General features: G+C 69.2%; 20 protein-coding genes. 8 read left to right on the top strand and 12 right to left on the bottom strand.

What is annotated here, in order from left to right; all coding sequences use genetic code 11:
* Positions 1-153: 153 nt before the first annotated feature.
* The 4 genes from rplT to ACFOWB_RS04675 all read right to left on the bottom strand — a co-directional run bounded on the left by rplT (position 154) and on the right by ACFOWB_RS04675 (position 2,713).
* On the bottom strand, positions 154-516 hold the full coding sequence (rplT, locus tag ACFOWB_RS04690) for a 50S ribosomal protein L20 (protein WP_378145924.1): 363 nt from the start codon (positions 514-516) through the stop codon (positions 154-156).
* A 48-nt stretch (positions 517-564) separates the two neighbouring features.
* Positions 565-762, bottom strand: a complete 198-nt coding sequence (rpmI, locus tag ACFOWB_RS04685) for a 50S ribosomal protein L35 (RefSeq protein ID WP_378145922.1) — start codon at positions 760-762, stop codon at positions 565-567.
* Between the two features lie 242 nt (positions 763-1,004).
* Complete coding sequence (locus ACFOWB_RS04680) at positions 1,005-1,805, bottom strand: TSUP family transporter (protein WP_261405602.1); 801 nt, start codon at positions 1,803-1,805, stop codon at positions 1,005-1,007.
* 74 nt (positions 1,806-1,879) lie between these two features.
* Positions 1,880-2,713: a DUF1194 domain-containing protein gene (locus tag ACFOWB_RS04675; protein ID WP_261405603.1), complete on the bottom strand. Its 834-nt coding sequence runs from the start codon at positions 2,711-2,713 to the stop codon at positions 1,880-1,882.
* 168 nt (positions 2,714-2,881) lie between these two features.
* Here ACFOWB_RS04675 and ACFOWB_RS04670 point away from each other — a divergent pair, with 168 nt between their 5' ends.
* The 8 genes from ACFOWB_RS04670 to ACFOWB_RS04635 all read left to right on the top strand — a co-directional run bounded on the left by ACFOWB_RS04670 (position 2,882) and on the right by ACFOWB_RS04635 (position 10,251).
* Positions 2,882-3,301 carry a cytidine deaminase gene (locus tag ACFOWB_RS04670; RefSeq protein WP_261405604.1) on the top strand — a complete coding sequence of 140 codons (420 nt, stop codon included), beginning with the start codon at positions 2,882-2,884 and terminating at the stop codon, positions 3,299-3,301.
* Positions 3,298-4,617, top strand: a complete 1,320-nt coding sequence (gene deoA / locus ACFOWB_RS04665; RefSeq protein WP_261405605.1) for a thymidine phosphorylase — start codon at positions 3,298-3,300, stop codon at positions 4,615-4,617. The genes ACFOWB_RS04670 and deoA overlap by 4 nt, the downstream gene beginning before the upstream one ends.
* Positions 4,614-5,843 carry a phosphopentomutase gene (locus tag ACFOWB_RS04660; protein ID WP_261405606.1) on the top strand — a complete coding sequence of 410 codons (1,230 nt, stop codon included), beginning with the start codon at positions 4,614-4,616 and terminating at the stop codon, positions 5,841-5,843. Before deoA ends, ACFOWB_RS04660 begins: the two co-directional genes overlap by 4 nt.
* A 5-nt stretch (positions 5,844-5,848) precedes the next feature.
* On the top strand, positions 5,849-6,478 hold the full coding sequence (gene upp, locus ACFOWB_RS04655) for a uracil phosphoribosyltransferase (RefSeq protein WP_261405607.1): 630 nt from the start codon (positions 5,849-5,851) through the stop codon (positions 6,476-6,478).
* An 89-nt stretch (positions 6,479-6,567) separates the two neighbouring features.
* The gene (locus ACFOWB_RS04650) at positions 6,568-7,413 is read left to right on the top strand and encodes a virulence RhuM family protein (RefSeq protein WP_261405608.1); all 846 of its coding nucleotides are present in this window, start codon (positions 6,568-6,570) and stop codon (positions 7,411-7,413) included.
* 278 nt (positions 7,414-7,691) lie between these two features.
* On the top strand, positions 7,692-8,534 hold the full coding sequence (gene dapD / locus ACFOWB_RS04645; RefSeq protein ID WP_261405609.1) for a 2,3,4,5-tetrahydropyridine-2,6-dicarboxylate N-succinyltransferase: 843 nt from the start codon (positions 7,692-7,694) through the stop codon (positions 8,532-8,534).
* A 194-nt stretch (positions 8,535-8,728) separates the two neighbouring features.
* Positions 8,729-9,874 carry a succinyl-diaminopimelate desuccinylase gene (gene dapE / locus ACFOWB_RS04640; RefSeq protein ID WP_261405739.1) on the top strand — a complete coding sequence of 382 codons (1,146 nt, stop codon included), beginning with the start codon at positions 8,729-8,731 and terminating at the stop codon, positions 9,872-9,874.
* Positions 9,871-10,251, top strand: coding sequence for an MAPEG family protein (locus tag ACFOWB_RS04635; RefSeq protein ID WP_261405610.1), 381 nt, complete (start codon positions 9,871-9,873; stop codon positions 10,249-10,251). The genes dapE and ACFOWB_RS04635 overlap by 4 nt, the downstream gene beginning before the upstream one ends.
* Positions 10,252-10,374: 123 nt before the next feature.
* Here ACFOWB_RS04635 and ACFOWB_RS04630 read toward each other — a convergent pair whose 3' ends face one another.
* The 8 genes from ACFOWB_RS04630 to sdhC all read right to left on the bottom strand — a co-directional run bounded on the left by ACFOWB_RS04630 (position 10,375) and on the right by sdhC (position 14,904).
* On the bottom strand, positions 10,375-10,545 hold the full coding sequence (locus tag ACFOWB_RS04630) for a hypothetical protein (protein ID WP_261405611.1): 171 nt from the start codon (positions 10,543-10,545) through the stop codon (positions 10,375-10,377).
* Between the two features lie 98 nt (positions 10,546-10,643).
* The gene (locus tag ACFOWB_RS04625) at positions 10,644-10,880 is read right to left on the bottom strand and encodes a hypothetical protein (RefSeq protein ID WP_261405612.1); all 237 of its coding nucleotides are present in this window, start codon (positions 10,878-10,880) and stop codon (positions 10,644-10,646) included.
* Positions 10,877-11,221 (bottom strand): hypothetical protein, encoded by a 345-nt coding sequence (locus ACFOWB_RS04620; RefSeq protein WP_261405613.1) that lies wholly within the window; start codon positions 11,219-11,221, stop codon positions 10,877-10,879. Before ACFOWB_RS04620 ends, ACFOWB_RS04625 begins: the two co-directional genes overlap by 4 nt.
* A gap of 10 nt (positions 11,222-11,231) precedes the next feature.
* The gene (locus tag ACFOWB_RS04615) at positions 11,232-12,017 is read right to left on the bottom strand and encodes a succinate dehydrogenase iron-sulfur subunit (protein WP_261405614.1); all 786 of its coding nucleotides are present in this window, start codon (positions 12,015-12,017) and stop codon (positions 11,232-11,234) included.
* A 7-nt stretch (positions 12,018-12,024) separates the two neighbouring features.
* A complete protein-coding gene (locus ACFOWB_RS04610; RefSeq protein WP_261401125.1) occupies positions 12,025-12,270 on the bottom strand; it encodes a hypothetical protein in 246 nt (81 codons plus the stop codon).
* On the bottom strand, positions 12,267-14,105 hold the full coding sequence (gene sdhA / locus ACFOWB_RS04605; RefSeq protein ID WP_261401126.1) for a succinate dehydrogenase flavoprotein subunit: 1,839 nt from the start codon (positions 14,103-14,105) through the stop codon (positions 12,267-12,269). The genes ACFOWB_RS04610 and sdhA overlap by 4 nt, the downstream gene beginning before the upstream one ends.
* Positions 14,106-14,111: 6 nt before the next feature.
* Positions 14,112-14,486 carry a succinate dehydrogenase, hydrophobic membrane anchor protein gene (gene sdhD / locus ACFOWB_RS04600; protein WP_261401127.1) on the bottom strand — a complete coding sequence of 125 codons (375 nt, stop codon included), beginning with the start codon at positions 14,484-14,486 and terminating at the stop codon, positions 14,112-14,114.
* Between the two features lie 10 nt (positions 14,487-14,496).
* A complete protein-coding gene (gene sdhC / locus ACFOWB_RS04595; protein ID WP_261401128.1) occupies positions 14,497-14,904 on the bottom strand; it encodes a succinate dehydrogenase, cytochrome b556 subunit in 408 nt (135 codons plus the stop codon).
* Positions 14,905-15,061: the final 157 nt, after the last annotated feature.

Raw genomic sequence — 15,061 nt, 5'->3', positions numbered from 1 at the left:
TCATGAAACGCAACGTCATCCCCCGGCTTGTCCGGGGGATCCAGGCCAGATCATCGAGCGAAGGAGCTGCGGAAGACTGGATGCCCCGGACAAGCCGGGGCATGACGAGCTCTGTTCTGGATCGCAGAAGCGCCCGAAGACGCTTCAGAACGTTCACGCCTGCGGCAGCGCGGCCTTGGCCTTCGCGGCGAGCGCGCCGAAGGCGGCGGGCTCGGCGATGGCGAGCTCGGAGAGCAGGCGGCGATCCACCTCGATGCCGGCCTTGGCGAGGCCGTCGATGAAGCGGCTGTAGGTCAGGCCGTGCTCGCGCACGGCGGCGTTGATGCGCTGGATCCAGAGCGCCCGGAACGTCCGCTTCTTGTTCTTGCGGTCGCGGTAGGCGTACTGCATCGACCGATCGACGGCGGCCTTGGCGGCCCGGATCGTGTTCTTGCGGCGGCCGTAAAAGCCTTTCGCCGCGTCGAGGGTCTTCTTGTGCTTGGCGTGGGACGTAACGCCCCGTTTCACGCGAGCCATGGTCTATCTCTCAAACGTCTGAAGGGGTGAAAAGCGCGAAAAGCTCGATCAGCCGTAGGGCAGGAACGACTTGACGATGCGGGCGTCCGCCGGCGTCAGGATCGTGGTGCCCCGCTGGTTGCGGATCTGCTTGTTGGTGCGCTTGATCATCCCGTGGCGCTTGCCCGCCTGGGCGGAGATGACCTTGCCGGTCGCGGTGAAGCGGAAGCGCTTCTTCGCCGCCGACTTGGACTTGAGCTTGGGCATTTCGCTCTCCGATCTGGTGAGGCGATTTGCGACTGGCTTCGCCGCGCCGGAAAACCGGAGCGGTGAGGGTCAGCCGAAAAACCTCGAGCTGTTGATGGCGCGCCACGGCAGCCCATACAGCCGGACCCGCGCGGAAGCGGGGCTTTTACACGTCAGCCTGAGGGATTGCAACGGGATCGGTCAGGGATCGCGACGCGGCCGATCAGGGATCGGGCGCCGGCGCGATGGAACGCGCCTTGCCCTTAGCGCCCGAGCGCGCTCCGGACCGCCTGCCCGACCGGATGGGCGGGGTCGAACATCAGCCGCGCGGCGAGCGCGAGCGACACCACGATCACCAGCGGGCGGACGAGCTTCACGCCGTGCTTCAGCGCGAGCGCCGAGCCGAGCTGGGCGCCGGCGATCGTGCCGGCCGCCATCGCGAAGCCCGCGAGCCAGACCACGTGTCCCGCCGCCACGAACACGATGAGCCCGGCGAGGTTGGACGACATGTTGAGGAGCTTGGTGCGCGCCACGGCCTTGGCGGCCCCGACGCCGGTGAGCGCCACCAGCGCGATCATGTAGAACGACCCGGCGCCGGGGCCGAACAGCCCGTCATAGGCCCCGATCGGCGCGACGACGCCGAGGCCGAAGGCGAGCGGCGTCATCCGGGCCGCGGCGTCGACGTCCGACATCCTCGGCCCGAAGGCGAAGTAGAGCGCCACCGCGATCAGCAGGAACGGCAGCGCGATCCGCATCGCCTCCACGGGCGCGACCGCGACCAGCGCCGAGCCGATCACCGCGCCGACGAAGGCCGCGGCCGCCAGCCCCCAGGTCGAGCGCGAGCGGAAATCGATCATGCCGGCGCGGGCGAATCGCCAGGTCGCGGCCGCCGTGCCGATCGAGCCCTGCAGCTTGTTGGTGGCGATCGCCGAGACGGGGTCGAGGCCGCCGAGCAGCAGCGCCGGCACGGTGATGAGCCCGCCGCCGCCCGCGATCGCGTCGACCGCGCCGGCGAACAGGCCGACGAACGCGAACATCAAAAGGATTTCGGGAGACAGCGACATCGGGAGAACTCGGACGCTCGGGCGGGGCGGCGGCGCTCATAGCACGGCCGCTCCGCACGCGTCCCCGAAGCCGTTCAGTTGCCGAAGCGCTCGCGCCAGAGCTGCTCGCCCGAGGTGCAGTCGGATCTCACGCGCTCGGCTGCGACCGGAACCGAGGCGAGGCCGCCGGGCCCGATCGAGGGATGGTCGGGGGCCAGGCCCGCGATCTCCATCAAGAGCTTGGTGCGGACGGCGTCCGGGAACTGCGCGATGGAGCGCACCGGCACCATGAAGGCGCCCGGCCCGCCGATGACGCAGTCGCGGTAGTAGGCGTCGAGGTCGCCGACGTCCATCATGGCGAAGCTCGGGCGCTTCAGCATCAGCGGCAGGCCGTTGACCGTGATGCCACGGTCCAGCACCTCGTCGCGCACGAGCTCGACCGGTTCGCCCTGGTTGTTGGGCCCGTCGCCCGAGATGTCGACGACCTTGCGCGCGCCCGAAAACCCGCTCGTCTCGAAGAGCTTGGCGGAATGCACCAGCGCGCCCGAGATCGAGGTGCGGTAGGCCCGGCGCAGCGGCGCGGCCGCGAGCTTCTCGGCGAAGGCGGCGGCGCTTTCGGCGCCGTCGATCAGCGTCCAGGGCACGACGACGCGCTGCTCCTCGGCGCCGGCCCATTCGACATAGGCGACCGCGATGCGGCCGATCATGCCCTGCGCGATGGCCTCGAGCACCGGGCGGGAGACGATCGCGGCGCGATAGCCCTCGCGCTGCATCTCCTGCTCCTCGGCGTCCATCGAGTAGGAGATGTCGACCGCGAGCACGAGCTCCAGATCGACCGGCACGCCCGATTTGTCCGCCGCCGCGGCGGGCGACAGCGACGCGGCCGCCGCAAGCGCGAGGCCAGACAGGAAGCGGATGCGTCGGCGCATGCCCAGCCCCTCCGGTCGATGCGCCGAAGCGTCATCTGACTGTCATCATGCAAGCAAGGCGCCGGACTGGCGAGGACGACTTGCGGGCGATGGGCGTTTGCCCACCGCAATCTCGGCGCTATCCTTGGCCGACCGCCGCCTCCCGCCCTCCCGGAAGCTCCGAACCCGATGATCGACGAGACCAGCCTCGCCGCCCTGTTCGACGCCGCGGCGGGCGCCCGGGCGCGCGCCTACGCCCCCTATTCGGGCTTTTCGGTCGGGGCCGCGGTCCTTGGGGCGGGCGGGGCGATCTTCGCAGGCTGCAACGTCGAGAACGCCGCCTATCCGGTGGGCGCCTGCGCGGAGGTCGGCGCGTTGTCGGCGATGGTGGCGGGCGGCGAGACCCGTCTCGCGGCGATCCTCGTGATCGGCGGCGGCGCGGGCCTCTGCACCCCCTGCGGCGCCTGCCGGCAGCGGATCCGCGAATTCGCGGGCCCCGACGCGGCCGTCGTGATCGCGGGGCCCGAAGGCGTGCGGCGCCGCTTCACGGCGGGCGAGCTGCTGCCCGAGAGCTTCGGCCCTGAGATTCTTCAGGGCGCGCGGCCATGACCGCGGGGCTTCCGCCGCAGGAGATCATCCGCCTGAAGCGCGACGGCGGGCGACTGCCGCCCGAGACCATCGAGGCGTTCGTTCAGGGCGTCGTCTCGGGCGCGGTGACCGACGCGCAGCTCGGCGCCTTCGCCATGGCCGCGTGGCTGAACGGCCTCGACCGCGACGAGACGGTCGCGCTCACCCGCGCCATGACGGCGTCCGGCCGCACGCTCGACTGGTCGGGCCTGCCGGGCCCGGCGCTCGACAAGCATTCGACCGGCGGGATCGGCGACACGGTCAGCCTCATCCTGGCGCCGGCGCTCGCGGCCTGCGGGGCCTTCGTGCCGATGATCGCAGGGCGGGGCCTTGGCCACACCGGCGGCACGATCGACAAGCTCGACGCCATTCCGGGCTACATGACGCGGCCCGACGTCGGCGTGTTCCGCGCCGCGGTGCGCGACGCCGGATGCGCGATCGTCGGGCAGACGCAGGACGTCGCCCCCGCCGACCGGCGCCTCTACGCCGCGCGCGACGTGACCGCGACGGTGGAGTCGCTGCCGCTCATCACCGCCTCGATCCTGTCGAAGAAGCTCGCGGCGGGCCTCTCGGCGCTGGTGCTCGACGTGAAGACCGGTTCGGGCGCCTTCATGGCGTCGATCGACGACGCCCGCGCGCTCGCGCGCTCGCTGGTGGAGGTCGCGAACGGCGCCGGGCTCAAGACCTCGGCGCTGCTGACCGACATGGACGAGCCGCTTGCCCCGGTCGCGGGCAACGCGCTCGAGATCCTGCACGCGGTCGAGATTCTTGCGGGGCGGCGCGAGGACGCGCGGCTCGTCGCGGTCACCGCGGCGCTCGGCGGCGAGACGCTGGCGCAAGGCGGCCTCGCGGCCTCGGCCGAGGAGGGGGCGGCGCGGATCGCCGCGGCGATCTCGTCCGGCGCCGCCGCCGAACGCTTCGCCCGCATGGTCGCGGCGCTCGGCGGGCCTTCCGACCTCGTCGACCGTCCGCGCGCCCATCTGGCGGAGGCCAGGACCACGCTTGCCGTCGCGCCGGAGCGGCCGGGCGTCGTGGCGGGGGTCGAGACGCGCGCGCTCGGCCTTGCGGTCGTGGCGCTCGGCGGCGGCCGGACCCGCGCGGAGGACGGGATCGACGTCTCGGTCGGGTTGGACCGGCTCGCAGGCGTCGGCGAAGAGGTCGGCCCCGACCGGCCGCTCGCGATCGTGCATGCGCGCGACGCCGGCGCGGCCGAGCGCGCGGCGGCCGCGGTGCGGGCCGCCTACCGGACCGCGGAGGCGGCCGCGCGCCGCCCGCTCGTGCTGGAGCGGATCGCGTGACCCGGGCGCTGCTTCTGGTGCTCGATTCCGTGGGGATCGGCGGCGCGCCCGACGCCGCCCGCTTCGGCGACGAGGGCGCCGACACGCTCGGCCATATCGCCGAGGCCGCGGCCGCGGGTTCGGCCTCCCGCGCCGGCCTCCGCTCAGGGCCATTGCGGCTGCCGAACTTCGTCGCGCTCGGCCTCGGCGAGGCGGCGCGGATCGCGACCGGCCGCACGCCGCCCGGCCTTGAAGGCGCGGCGACCGGCGGACTCTGGGGCGCGGCGGAAGAGATTTCCTCGGGCAAGGACACGCCCTCGGGCCACTGGGAGCTGACCGGCGCGCCGGTGCTGTTCGACTGGGGCTATTTTCCGAAGACCGACCCGGCCTTCCCGCCGGAGCTCATCGCGGATCTCGTCGCGCAGGGCGGCTTGCCCGGCGTGCTGGGCGGCGTCCACGCCTCCGGCACCGCGATCATCGAACGGCTCGGCGAGGAGCATGTGCGGACAGGGAAACCGATCGTCTACACCTCGGCCGACAGCGTGTTCCAGATCGCGGCCCACGAGGAGGCGTTCGGGCTCGAGCGGCTCTACGCGCTCTGCGAGATCGCCCGACACCTCGTCGATCCGCTGAATGTCGGGCGCGTCATCGCCCGCCCTTTCGTCGGGACAGGCGCCGCGGACTTCGCCCGCACCGGCAACCGCCGCGACTACGCCACGCCCCCGCACGAGCCGACCCTGCTCGCCCGCGCAAGCCAGGCGGGCCGGGAGGTGGTCTCGGTCGGCAAGATCGGCGACATTTTCGCCCATGAGGGCACGGGCCGCGTCGTGAAGGCCAAGGGCAACGCCGCGCTGCTCGACGCCGCGCTCGCGGCCTTGGCGGACCTGCCGGACGGCGGCTTCGTGATCGCCAACATCATCGACTTCGACACCGAATACGGCCACCGCCGCGACGTCGCGGGCTACGCGGCCGCGCTCGAGGCTTTCGACGCGCGCATCCCGGACATCCGCGCGGCGCTTTCGCCCGGCGACCTCTGCGTCGTCACCGCCGACCACGGTTGCGACCCGACCTGGGAAGGCGCCGACCACACCCGCGAGCGCGTTCCCGTGCTCGCCTTCGGGCCGGGCTTCGGTCCAGGCCCGATCGGGCTGCGAGCGAGCTTCGCCGACGTCGGCGCGACGCTCGGCGCCCATCTCGGGCTCGGGCCCGGCCGCCACGGAACCCCCTGGACGCTTGGAAGAACCTGACCGCCATGCCGAACGCCACCGTCATCGATCACCCGCTGGTGCAGCACAAGCTGACGCTCATGCGCGAGAAGGACCGGTCGACCGCGAGCTTCCGCCTGCTGCTGCGGGAGATCTCGCTGCTGCTCGCCTATGAGGTGACGCGCGATCTCCCGGTCGAGCTCGTCGACATCGAGACGCCGGTCGCGCCGATGCGCGCGCCCAAGCTCGCCGGCAAGAAGCTGGTGTTCGCCTCGATCCTGCGGGCCGGCAACGGCCTCGTGGACGGCATGCTCGACCTCGTGCCCTCGGCGCGCGTCGCCCATGTCGGGCTCTATCGCGACCACGAGACGCTCCAGCCGGTGCGCTACTTCTTCAAGGCCCCGGCCGAGCTCTGCGACCGGCTGGTGATCGTGGTCGACCCGATGCTGGCGACCGGCAATTCGGCCGTCGACGCGGTGCAGGAGCTGAAGGACGCCGGCGCGAAGGATCTGCGGTTCCTTTGCCTGCTCGCCGCCCCCGAGGGGATCGCCCGCTTCGAGGCCGTCCATCCGGAAGTGCCCGTCTACACCGCGGCGATCGACGAGAAGCTCAACGAGCACGGCTACATCGTGCCGGGGCTGGGCGACGCGGGAGATCGGCTCTACGGGACGAAGTGAAGGCGGCGTCCCGGCATCGGAAACTCCGACTCGACGGGACGGCATGAAATGTTGCTATAATGTTCCGGTCGGTTGGATCGGATGAGACGATGGGCGAGAACGAGGGCGGACCTGTTCAGCTGACCGAGGACGCCGAAACGGGCGACCGCTTTCTTGTTTACTCCACTGAAAAGGGCCTTCGGCTTGACATCCGCTATGCGAGCGAAACGCTCTGGATGTCTCAAGCCCAGATCGGTCAGCTTTTCGGCCGGGACGTGTCAGTCATTTCCCGGCACATCGCCAACATTTTTGAGGAAGGCGAGCTCGACGAGCCGACTTCTTTGCAAAAAATGCAAACAACCAATGGCCGGCCCACAACCGCCTACAACCTCGATGTCGTGATCTCGGTGGGTTATCGGGTCTCGTCGGCCCAGGCTACGGTCTTTCGGCGCTGGGCGACCGGCGTATTGGTTCAGTTCGCAAAGAAAGGGTTCGTAATTGACTCTGGTCGGCTCAAGCGACCAGAGCATAGCGACCGGATCGCCGAGCTCCGCGATATTATTCGCGACATTCGCGCAGATGAATCTAACGTCTACAAGGAACTTCGAAGCATCTGCGCGATGTGCCAGGACTATGACGGCTCCACGGATGTGGCCCGGGAGTTCTATCAACGCACACAGGCGAAGCTGATTTATGCCGTCGTTTCGCAGACGCCATCGGAGATCGTCGCGGCTCGGGCGGACTGCGAGGCTGACAACATGGGCCTGCAGGGCTGGCCCAATGACAGCATTCGAAAGACCGATGTCGCCGTCTCCAAAAACTACCTGGCTCAACAGGAAATTCGAGAGCTCAACCGGCTCACCACGATCCTTTTGGACATTTTCGAGGACCAGCTCGATCTCGGCCGTCTCGTCGTGATGGCCGACGCGACGCGGCTGCTTGAGCAGCGACTCTAGCAGTTGGGGAGGGGCGTGCTCCGGACTGGCGGATCCGTGAAGGCGGCAGACGCGAAGCGGAAAGCGAATACGCGAAGTTCGACGAGCGGCGGAAACTCGAACGCCAGCAAGAGGCCGAGGTGCGCATCTCCGACCTCGCGCGCGAAGCCAAAGGGCTACCCAAAGGTCCGAGACGAAGGGACTGAGAGCGCGAAGAGCGCGCGCTCATGATTGACATCGCCCTTCCCGGCGCTTCAAACCTCGCGCCGACAAAATCCCTGCCGGAGCCAGAGCCAAAGATGTCCCACGCCGACCTCGCCGCCGCGATCGACGACGCCTGGGAGAAGCGCGCCGAGATCACCCCCGCGACGACCGGCGCCGCGCGCGAGGCCGTGGAGCACACGCTCGCGGGCCTCGACAAGGGCGAGATCCGCGTCGCCGTGCCGGAAGGCGGCAAGTGGACCGTGCATCAGTGGGCCAAGAAGGCCGTGCTGCTGTCGTTCCGCCTCAATGACATGGCCGCGATCCCGGGCGGTCCCGGCGCGGCGACCTGGTGGGACAAGGTGCCCTCGAAGTTCGACGGCTGGACGGAGCCGGAGTTCAGGCAGGCGGGCTTTCGCGCCGTGCCGGGCTCGATCGTGCGCCGCTCTGCCTATGTGGCGCCGAACGTCGTGCTGATGCCGAGCTTCGTGAACGTCGGAGCCTATGTGGATGCCGGCACGATGGTCGACACCTGGGTGACGGTCGGCTCCTGCGCGCAGATCGGCAAGAACGTGCATCTGTCGGGGGGCGTGGGCATCGGCGGCGTGCTGGAGCCGCTGCAGGCCGGCCCCGTGATCATCGAGGACGACTGCTTCATCGGCGCGCGCTCGGAGGTCGTCGAGGGCGTGGTGGTGCGCAAGGGTTCGGTGCTCTCGATGGGCGTGTTCATCTCGGCCACGACCAAGATCGTCGACCGGGCGACCGGCGAGGTCTTCGTCGGCGAAGTGCCGGAATATTCGGTCGTGGTGCCGGGCGCGCTGCCCGGCAAGCCGCTGCCGGACGGGACCCCCGGCCCCTCGCTCTACTGCGCCGTGATCGTGAAGCGCGTGGACGCGCAGACGCGGTCGAAGACCGCGATCAACGAGCTGCTGCGGGACTGAAGCCCCAGGGCTCGGGCCCGCCGGCGCAAGCCGCGCCAGGCGTTATCCCGGGCTTGACCCGGGATCCAGACACGCCAACGATGACGGCTTCTCGGCGCCGTCGACGGTTCTGGATCCCGGCTCTTCGGCCGGATGACGGGCGGTTGTTCCGGAGTTTTTCACCCGAGGCGCGACAGGCCGAAGCAGCCATGACCATCGACCCCAGGGATCCCGTCGCGGTCGCGCAAGGCCTGATCGCCTGCGAAAGCGTCACCCCGGCCGAAGGCGGCGCGCTGGCGCTGCTCGAAGGGCTGCTGACGCCGCTCGGCTTCGAGGTCCGCCGCCCGGTCTTCACCGACCAGAACACCCCCGACGTCGAGAACCTGTTCGCCCGCCGCGGCGAAGGCGCGAGCTTCGTGTTCGCGGGACACACCGACGTCGTGCCGGTGGGCGAGGCGGCGGCCTGGACCCAAGGACCGTTTTCGGGCGCGGTTCGCAACGGCGAGCTCTTCGGCCGCGGCGCGGTCGACATGAAGGGCGCGATCGCCTGCATGGTGGCGGCCGTCGCCCGTCGGCCGGAGGCAGGTCCCGTCGCCTTCCTCATCACCGGCGACGAGGAGGGGCCGGCGGTCAACGGCACCGCGAAGCTGCTCGACTGGGCGCAGGCGCGGGGCGAGACGTTCTCCGCCTGCCTGCTCGGCGAGCCCTCGAACCCGCAGGCGCTCGGCGACGAGATCAAGGTCGGCCGCCGCGGCAGCCATTCGGGGACGCTCACGATCCGCGGCGTCCAGGGCCACGTCGCCTATCCGCACCGCGCCGACAATCCGATCCGCAAGCTGCAGCGCGCGCTCGCCGCGCTGATGGACGAGCCGCTCGACCAGGGCTCCGAGCATTTCCAGCCGTCGAACCTCGAGGTGGTCGGCGTCGAGAGCGGCGCCGGGGCGTTCAACGTCATCCCGGGCGTCGCGACCGCGCGCTTCAACGTCCGCTACAATGACGGACACACGTGGCGAAGCCTCGAAGACACGATCCGTAGCCGGCTGAACGATGCGATCGGCGGCGACGCCTACGACCTCGTCTTCGAGACCAACACCGGCGACGCGTTCCTCACCCCGCCGGGCGACTTCGTCGAGGCGATCGCCGACGCGGTGGAGGCCGAGACCGGCCGCCGCCCGGCGCTCACCACTTCGGGCGGCACCTCCGACGCGCGCTTCATCCGGGCCTATTGCCCGGTGCTGGAGTTCGGCCTCGTCGGCCAGACCATGCACAAGGTCGACGAGCGCGTTGCGGTCGCCGATCTCGAGACGCTGACGCGGATCTACGAGCGGGCGCTGGTCGCCGCCGCCGGGGAAAGGCCATGACGATCGCGCTGTGGTGCGTGCTGGCGGCGGGCCTCATGCCGATCCTCTGCGCCGGGATCGCCAAGGCCGGCGCGAGCGACTTCGACAACGCCGGCCCGCGCGAATGGCTCGCCCGGCAGGAGGGCTGGCGAAAGCGCGCTAACGCCGCCCAGAACAACGCCTGGGAGGCGTTTCCGCTGTTCGCCGTCGCGGTTCTGGTCGCGACCGTCAAGGGCGGGCCTGCGAGCCTCGTGGACTCGCTCGCGCTCGCCTGGATCCTGTTCCGGGTCGGCTATGTCGCGTGCTACCTCGCCGACCGCGCGACGCCGCGCTCGGCCTGCTTCGCTTTCGCGCTGTTCACGACGATCGCCATCTTCGTCTCGCCGCTCTGGGCCTGACGTCGCCCGGACGCTCTGACCGAGCCGAGACCGGCTGATCGGTTCAGTTTCCGGATCCCGGGACAGACCCGGGACGACAGTGGGAGCGTCCAGGGCTTCAGGCGGGAGCGAAGAACAGGCGGCTCACTCCGGAGGGATCGCCATCCCGAGTTCCGACGCCTTGGCGTGGACGTCCTCCTGGCTGCGGCGCAGCCGCAACGAGATCATGCTCGCCGGGACCTTCTCGCGGATGAGCTCCTGAAGCTGCTGGACGTTTTCCGCTGTCCAGCCGCGGTCTTCACCGACTTCGGCCATTCGAGCCTCCCTTGATGATGAGGAAGGACGTATGGGCGCGCTCCAGGGTCGTCGAGCGATAGGCACGCCTAAAAAGGCGGCAACCGTGAAGGCGAGGGCTACTCGCCGACGGCGGGCGGCGGTCCGGCCAGGATCTCGCGCGCCAAAACCTCGTCGCGGACAGCGACCTTGAGTTCGATCGACTGACCCCAGAACGGCGGGCGCCCAATGAGCCGCGCCTGTTCAAGGAACGGCGAGTGGAAGCGGACGCCATATGCCTCGAGCGCCGATATCGCGACCATCGCGGCCGCGGTCGTCTCGAAGGTCGCGACCGTGACGAAGGCGTCGTCGGTCATTTCAGACGCCTCAGCCAGAGCGGCCAGAGATGGAGGATCAGGTAGGCCGGGACCGACAGCGCGGTCCAGAACACCGGCCGCGCCCAAAAGGTCGAGGTCTCGCGCAGCGGCACAGGATCGCCCTCGCCGAGCAGCGCTCGGGCGTCGGCTTCGCAATCGGCCGGAACCCGAATGTCGATCCCCCCGATCGCCACCATCAGGGTCCAGTCGATATGGGCGAGGGATTGGCCGGTCGCATAGGTCGGCAGGCCGCGCGCCTCGAGCGCCGAGCGGGCGACGACCGCGGCCGGCAGGCTGTAGCAGACCGCGACGGTGACGAATGCGTCGCGGTCGGCGGTCATCCGGAGGACCTCAGAACTGGCGGGTGACCATCATGTGCTTGATCTCCGCGATGGCCTTGGCGGGATTGAGCCCCTTGGGGCAGGCCTTCGCGCAGTTCATGATCGTGTGGCAGCGGTAAAGCTTGAACGGATCCTCGAGGTCGTCAAGGCGCTTGCCGGTGTCCTCGTCGCGGCTGTCGATCAGCCAGCGATAGGCCTGCAGCAGGGCGGCGGGGCCGAGATAGCGGTCGCCGTTCCACCAGTAGCTCGGGCACGAGGTCGAGCAGCAGGCGCACAGGATGCACTCGTAGAGCCCGTCGAGCTTCTCGCGGTCGTCGCGCGACTGGCGCCACTCCGTGCCGGGGGCGCGGGTCTCGGTCTTGAGCCAGGGCTCGACGGAGGCGTGCTGAGCGTAGAATTGCGTCAGGTCGGGGACCAGGTCCTTGATCACCGGCATGTGGGGCAGCGGATAGATCTTCACCGCGCCGCCGGAATTGCACTCGTCCATGCCCTTGGTGCAGGCGAGCGTGTTGGTCCCGTCGATGTTCATCGCGCAGGAGCCGCAGATGCCCTCGCGGCAGGACCGGCGGAAGGTGAGCGAGGCGTCGACCTTCGACTTGATCCAGATCAGCCCGTCCAGAACCATCGGGCCGCAATCGCCGCGGTCGACGTAGAAGGTGTCGACGCGCGGATTGATCCCGTCCTCCGGGTTCCAGCGATAGACCTTGAACTCGGTCGTCTCCTTGGCGCCGGACGGCTTCGGCCAGACCTTGCCTTCGACGAGGCGGGAGTTCTTCGGGAGGGTGAGCTGGACCATTGTTCCCTCAGCGCCCCTGCGTCCGCAGAGGCCGTTGGCTGGTGCATTTCTCGGTCGCGCCCGAGCGCGTCCTGAGGATGTAGACGTACAGTTTGTCGTCCGGACCGAAGTCCATGACGTAGGTGTCGATCACGCGTGCGCCGGCCTTGATGAGGGCGGCGCAGGATTGTTCGGCGCGGACCGCACTCGAGACGGTTACGCCCATCAGTAAAATTGCGGCGGCGACCGCGATAAGGGCCGCCGAACCGGTCAATACACGCGAGCCTTCGGCTCGATGTACTGGATGTCGTTGGTCATCGTGTAGGTGTGGACCGGGCGGTAATCGATTGAGACCGTCTTGGCGCTCATGTCGGCCCAGGCCAGCGTGTGCTTCATCCATTCCTTGTCGTCGCGCTCGGAATAGTCCTCGCGGGCGTGGGCGCCGCGGCTTTCCTTGCGGTTGACGGCGCTCTCCATCGTGACGACCGCCTGGCCGATCAGATTGTCGAATTCGAGCGTCTCGATGAGGTCGGAGTTCCAGACGAGCGAGCGATCGGTGACGCCCACGTCCTCGGCCCCCGACCACACCTCGTGGATCATGCCCTTGCCCTCCTCCAGAACCTCGCCGGTGCGGAACACGGCGCAGTTCGACTGCATGACCTTCTGCATCCTGAGGCGAAGCTCGGCCGTCGGCGTGCCGCCGGAGGCGTGGCGCAGGCGGTCCAGCCGCTCGATCGCAAGATCCGAGGCGCCGGCCGGAAGCTCGGGGTGGCTGGCGTTGCGCTCGAGGGTTGCTGCGCAGCGGTCGGCGGTGGCGCGGCCGAACACCACGAGGTCGATCAGCGAGTTGGAGCCGAGGCGGTTCGCGCCATGGACCGACACGCAGGCCGCCTCGCCGATCGCCATCAGGCCGCGGACGACCGAATCCGGGTCGCCGTTCACCTTGGTCAGCACCTCGCCGTGAAAGTTCGTCGGGATGCCGCCCATGTTGTAGTGCACGGTCGGGATGACGGGGATCGGCTCCTTGGTCAGGTCGACGCCCGCGAAGATCTTGGCGCTCTCGGAGATGCCCGGCAGGCGCTCGTGCAGCACCTTCGGGTCGAGATGATCCAGATGGAGGTGGATGTGGTCGCCGTTCTTGCCGACGCCGCGCCCCTCGCGGATCTCCACCGTCATGGAGCGCGAGACGACGTCGCGTGAGGCGAGATCCTTCGCCGAGGGCGCGTAGCGCTCCATGAAGCGCTCGCCTTCGGAATTCGTCAGGTATCCGCCCTCGCCGCGTGCGCCCTCGGTGATGAGGCAACCCGCGCCGTAGATGCCGGTCGGGTGGAACTGCACGAACTCCATGTCCTGCAGCGGCAGGCCGGCGCGCAGCACCATGGCGTTGCCGTCGCCCGTGCAGGTGTGCGCGGACGTGGCGGAGAAGTACGCGCGGCCGTAGCCGCCGGTCGCGAGAATCGTGCGCTTGGACTGGAAGCGGTGGAGCGTGCCGTCGTCCATCTTGAGCGCGACGACGCCGACGCACTCGCCTTCCTCGTTCATCATGAGGTCGATGGCGAAGTATTCGATGAAGAACTGCGCCTTGGCCTTCAGCGACGCGCCGTAGAGCGTGTGGAGGATCGCGTGGCCGGTGCGGTCGGCGGCCGCGCAGGTGCGCTGCGCGGTGCCCTTGCCGTAATGGGTCGTCATGCCGCCGAACGGGCGCTGGTAGATTTTTCCTTCCTCCGTCCGGGAGAAAGGAACGCCCCAGTGCTCGAGCTCATAGACGGCGGCCGGGGCGTTGCGCACGAGGTACTCGATCGAGTCCTGGTCCCCGAGCCAGTCGGAGCCCTTGACCGTGTCGTACATGTGGAAGCGCCAGTCGTCCTCGCCCATGTTGCCGAGCGCGGCCGAGATGCCGCCCTGCGCCGCCACCGTGTGGGAGCGCGTGGGGAACACTTTCGTGATGCAGGCGGTCTTGAGGCCGGCTTCCGAGCAGCCGACGACCGCGCGCAGCCCCGCGCCGCCCGCGCCCACCACCACGACGTCGAACTTGTGGTCGGTGAACGGATAGGCGCGGCCGTTGACCGCCGGGCCGGTTCCGTTCGCGCCGTTCGCCTTGGCAGCCATGGCGGTTCAGACTCCGAAGCTGATCTTGAGAAGCGCGAAGGCCGCCGCGAGGCCGATCACGATCGCGAAGAACGTGTTGGCCATCAGCGCCAGCAGCTTGCACAGGTCGTGATGGACGTAGTCCTCGATGATCACCTGCATGCCGATCTTCATGTGCACGACGCCCGACAGGACGAAGAGCAGCATCAGAATGGCGATCCAGGGGTTGCCGAGCGTGGCGGTCGCGCCGGCGTGGCTCGAGCCCGCAAGCGAGATCACGACGCCGACGAAGACGAGCGTGAGGGGAAGGTTGGCGACGGCGGTGAGCCGCTGGACCCAGAAATGCTCCGTTCCCGACTTGGCGGCGCCGAGGCCGCGAACCTGTCCGAGCGGGGTGCGCATGGGGACTCCCTTAGCCGGCCGCGCCCTTGAGCGCGTATCCGACGATCCAGATCACGATCGTGAGGACGATGGAGCCGCCGAGCGACAGCCGGTAGAGCAGCTCGCGCTCCGGGCCGAAGCCGCGGCCGACGTCCCAGATCAGGTGCCTGATCCCGCCGATCGCGTGATGGACGAGCGCCCAAGTGTAGCCGAACAGCACGAGCTGCCCGAGGAACGAGCCGTAGATCGACTGGACGGCCGCGAAGGCGGAAGGACCGGCGGCGGCCGAGACCAGCCAGATGACGATGAGCGCCGTACCGAAATAGAGCGCCGCGCCTGTGATGCGGTGCACGATCGACATAATCATCGACAGCATGGGTCGATAAATCTGCAGATGCGGCGACAGTGGCCGGTTGGCCGCGGCCTTACCTGAGTCCATGGGCGTGTCTGGACCTCTTCAAATTATGGCCGTGGACTATCGGATGCTGCGACGCAGCGCAACGGCGGGCGCCCTCCGGCGCTTCCCGCTTTGGTATGGGCCGCCATGCGCTGCATTCAATGCAGGCGGCGTTTTCCGATCACGTGATCCGCACGAT

It is taken from the genome of Chenggangzhangella methanolivorans, assembly GCF_042648545.1.
GTDB lineage: Bacteria > Pseudomonadota > Alphaproteobacteria > Rhizobiales > Methylopilaceae > Methylopila > Methylopila methanolivorans.
This window is presented reverse-complemented; position numbering and strand designations above follow the sequence as displayed.

Bases quoted from the DNA above. Each gene is read 5' to 3' on its own strand.
- ACFOWB_RS04625 (WP_261405612.1), bottom strand. From the start codon at position 10,880: ATGACCGACGACGCCTTCGTCACGGTCGCGACCTTCGAGACGACCGCG.
- sdhD (WP_261401127.1), bottom strand. From the start codon at position 14,486: ATGCGCACCCCGCTCGGACAGGTTCGCGGCCTCGGCGCCGCCAAGTCG.
- ACFOWB_RS04615 (WP_261405614.1), bottom strand. From the start codon at position 12,017: ATGGTCCAGCTCACCCTCCCGAAGAACTCCCGCCTCGTCGAAGGCAAG.
- ACFOWB_RS04630 (WP_261405611.1), bottom strand. From the start codon at position 10,545: ATGGCCGAAGTCGGTGAAGACCGCGGCTGGACAGCGGAAAACGTCCAG.
- rplT (WP_378145924.1), bottom strand. From the start codon at position 516: ATGGCTCGCGTGAAACGGGGCGTTACGTCCCACGCCAAGCACAAGAAG.
- upp (WP_261405607.1), top strand. From the start codon at position 5,849: ATGCCGAACGCCACCGTCATCGATCACCCGCTGGTGCAGCACAAGCTG.
- ACFOWB_RS04620 (WP_261405613.1), bottom strand. From the start codon at position 11,221: ATGACCGCCGACCGCGACGCATTCGTCACCGTCGCGGTCTGCTACAGC.
- ACFOWB_RS04650 (WP_261405608.1), top strand. From the start codon at position 6,568: ATGGGCGAGAACGAGGGCGGACCTGTTCAGCTGACCGAGGACGCCGAA.
- deoA (WP_261405605.1), top strand. From the start codon at position 3,298: ATGACCGCGGGGCTTCCGCCGCAGGAGATCATCCGCCTGAAGCGCGAC.
- ACFOWB_RS04635 (WP_261405610.1), top strand. From the start codon at position 9,871: ATGACGATCGCGCTGTGGTGCGTGCTGGCGGCGGGCCTCATGCCGATC.
- sdhA (WP_261401126.1), bottom strand. From the start codon at position 14,105: ATGGCTGCCAAGGCGAACGGCGCGAACGGAACCGGCCCGGCGGTCAAC.
- rpmI (WP_378145922.1), bottom strand. From the start codon at position 762: ATGCCCAAGCTCAAGTCCAAGTCGGCGGCGAAGAAGCGCTTCCGCTTC.
- ACFOWB_RS04680 (WP_261405602.1), bottom strand. From the start codon at position 1,805: ATGTCGCTGTCTCCCGAAATCCTTTTGATGTTCGCGTTCGTCGGCCTG.
- dapD (WP_261405609.1), top strand. From the start codon at position 7,692: ATGTCCCACGCCGACCTCGCCGCCGCGATCGACGACGCCTGGGAGAAG.
- ACFOWB_RS04670 (WP_261405604.1), top strand. From the start codon at position 2,882: ATGATCGACGAGACCAGCCTCGCCGCCCTGTTCGACGCCGCGGCGGGC.
- sdhC (WP_261401128.1), bottom strand. From the start codon at position 14,904: ATGGACTCAGGTAAGGCCGCGGCCAACCGGCCACTGTCGCCGCATCTG.
- ACFOWB_RS04675 (WP_261405603.1), bottom strand. From the start codon at position 2,713: ATGCGCCGACGCATCCGCTTCCTGTCTGGCCTCGCGCTTGCGGCGGCC.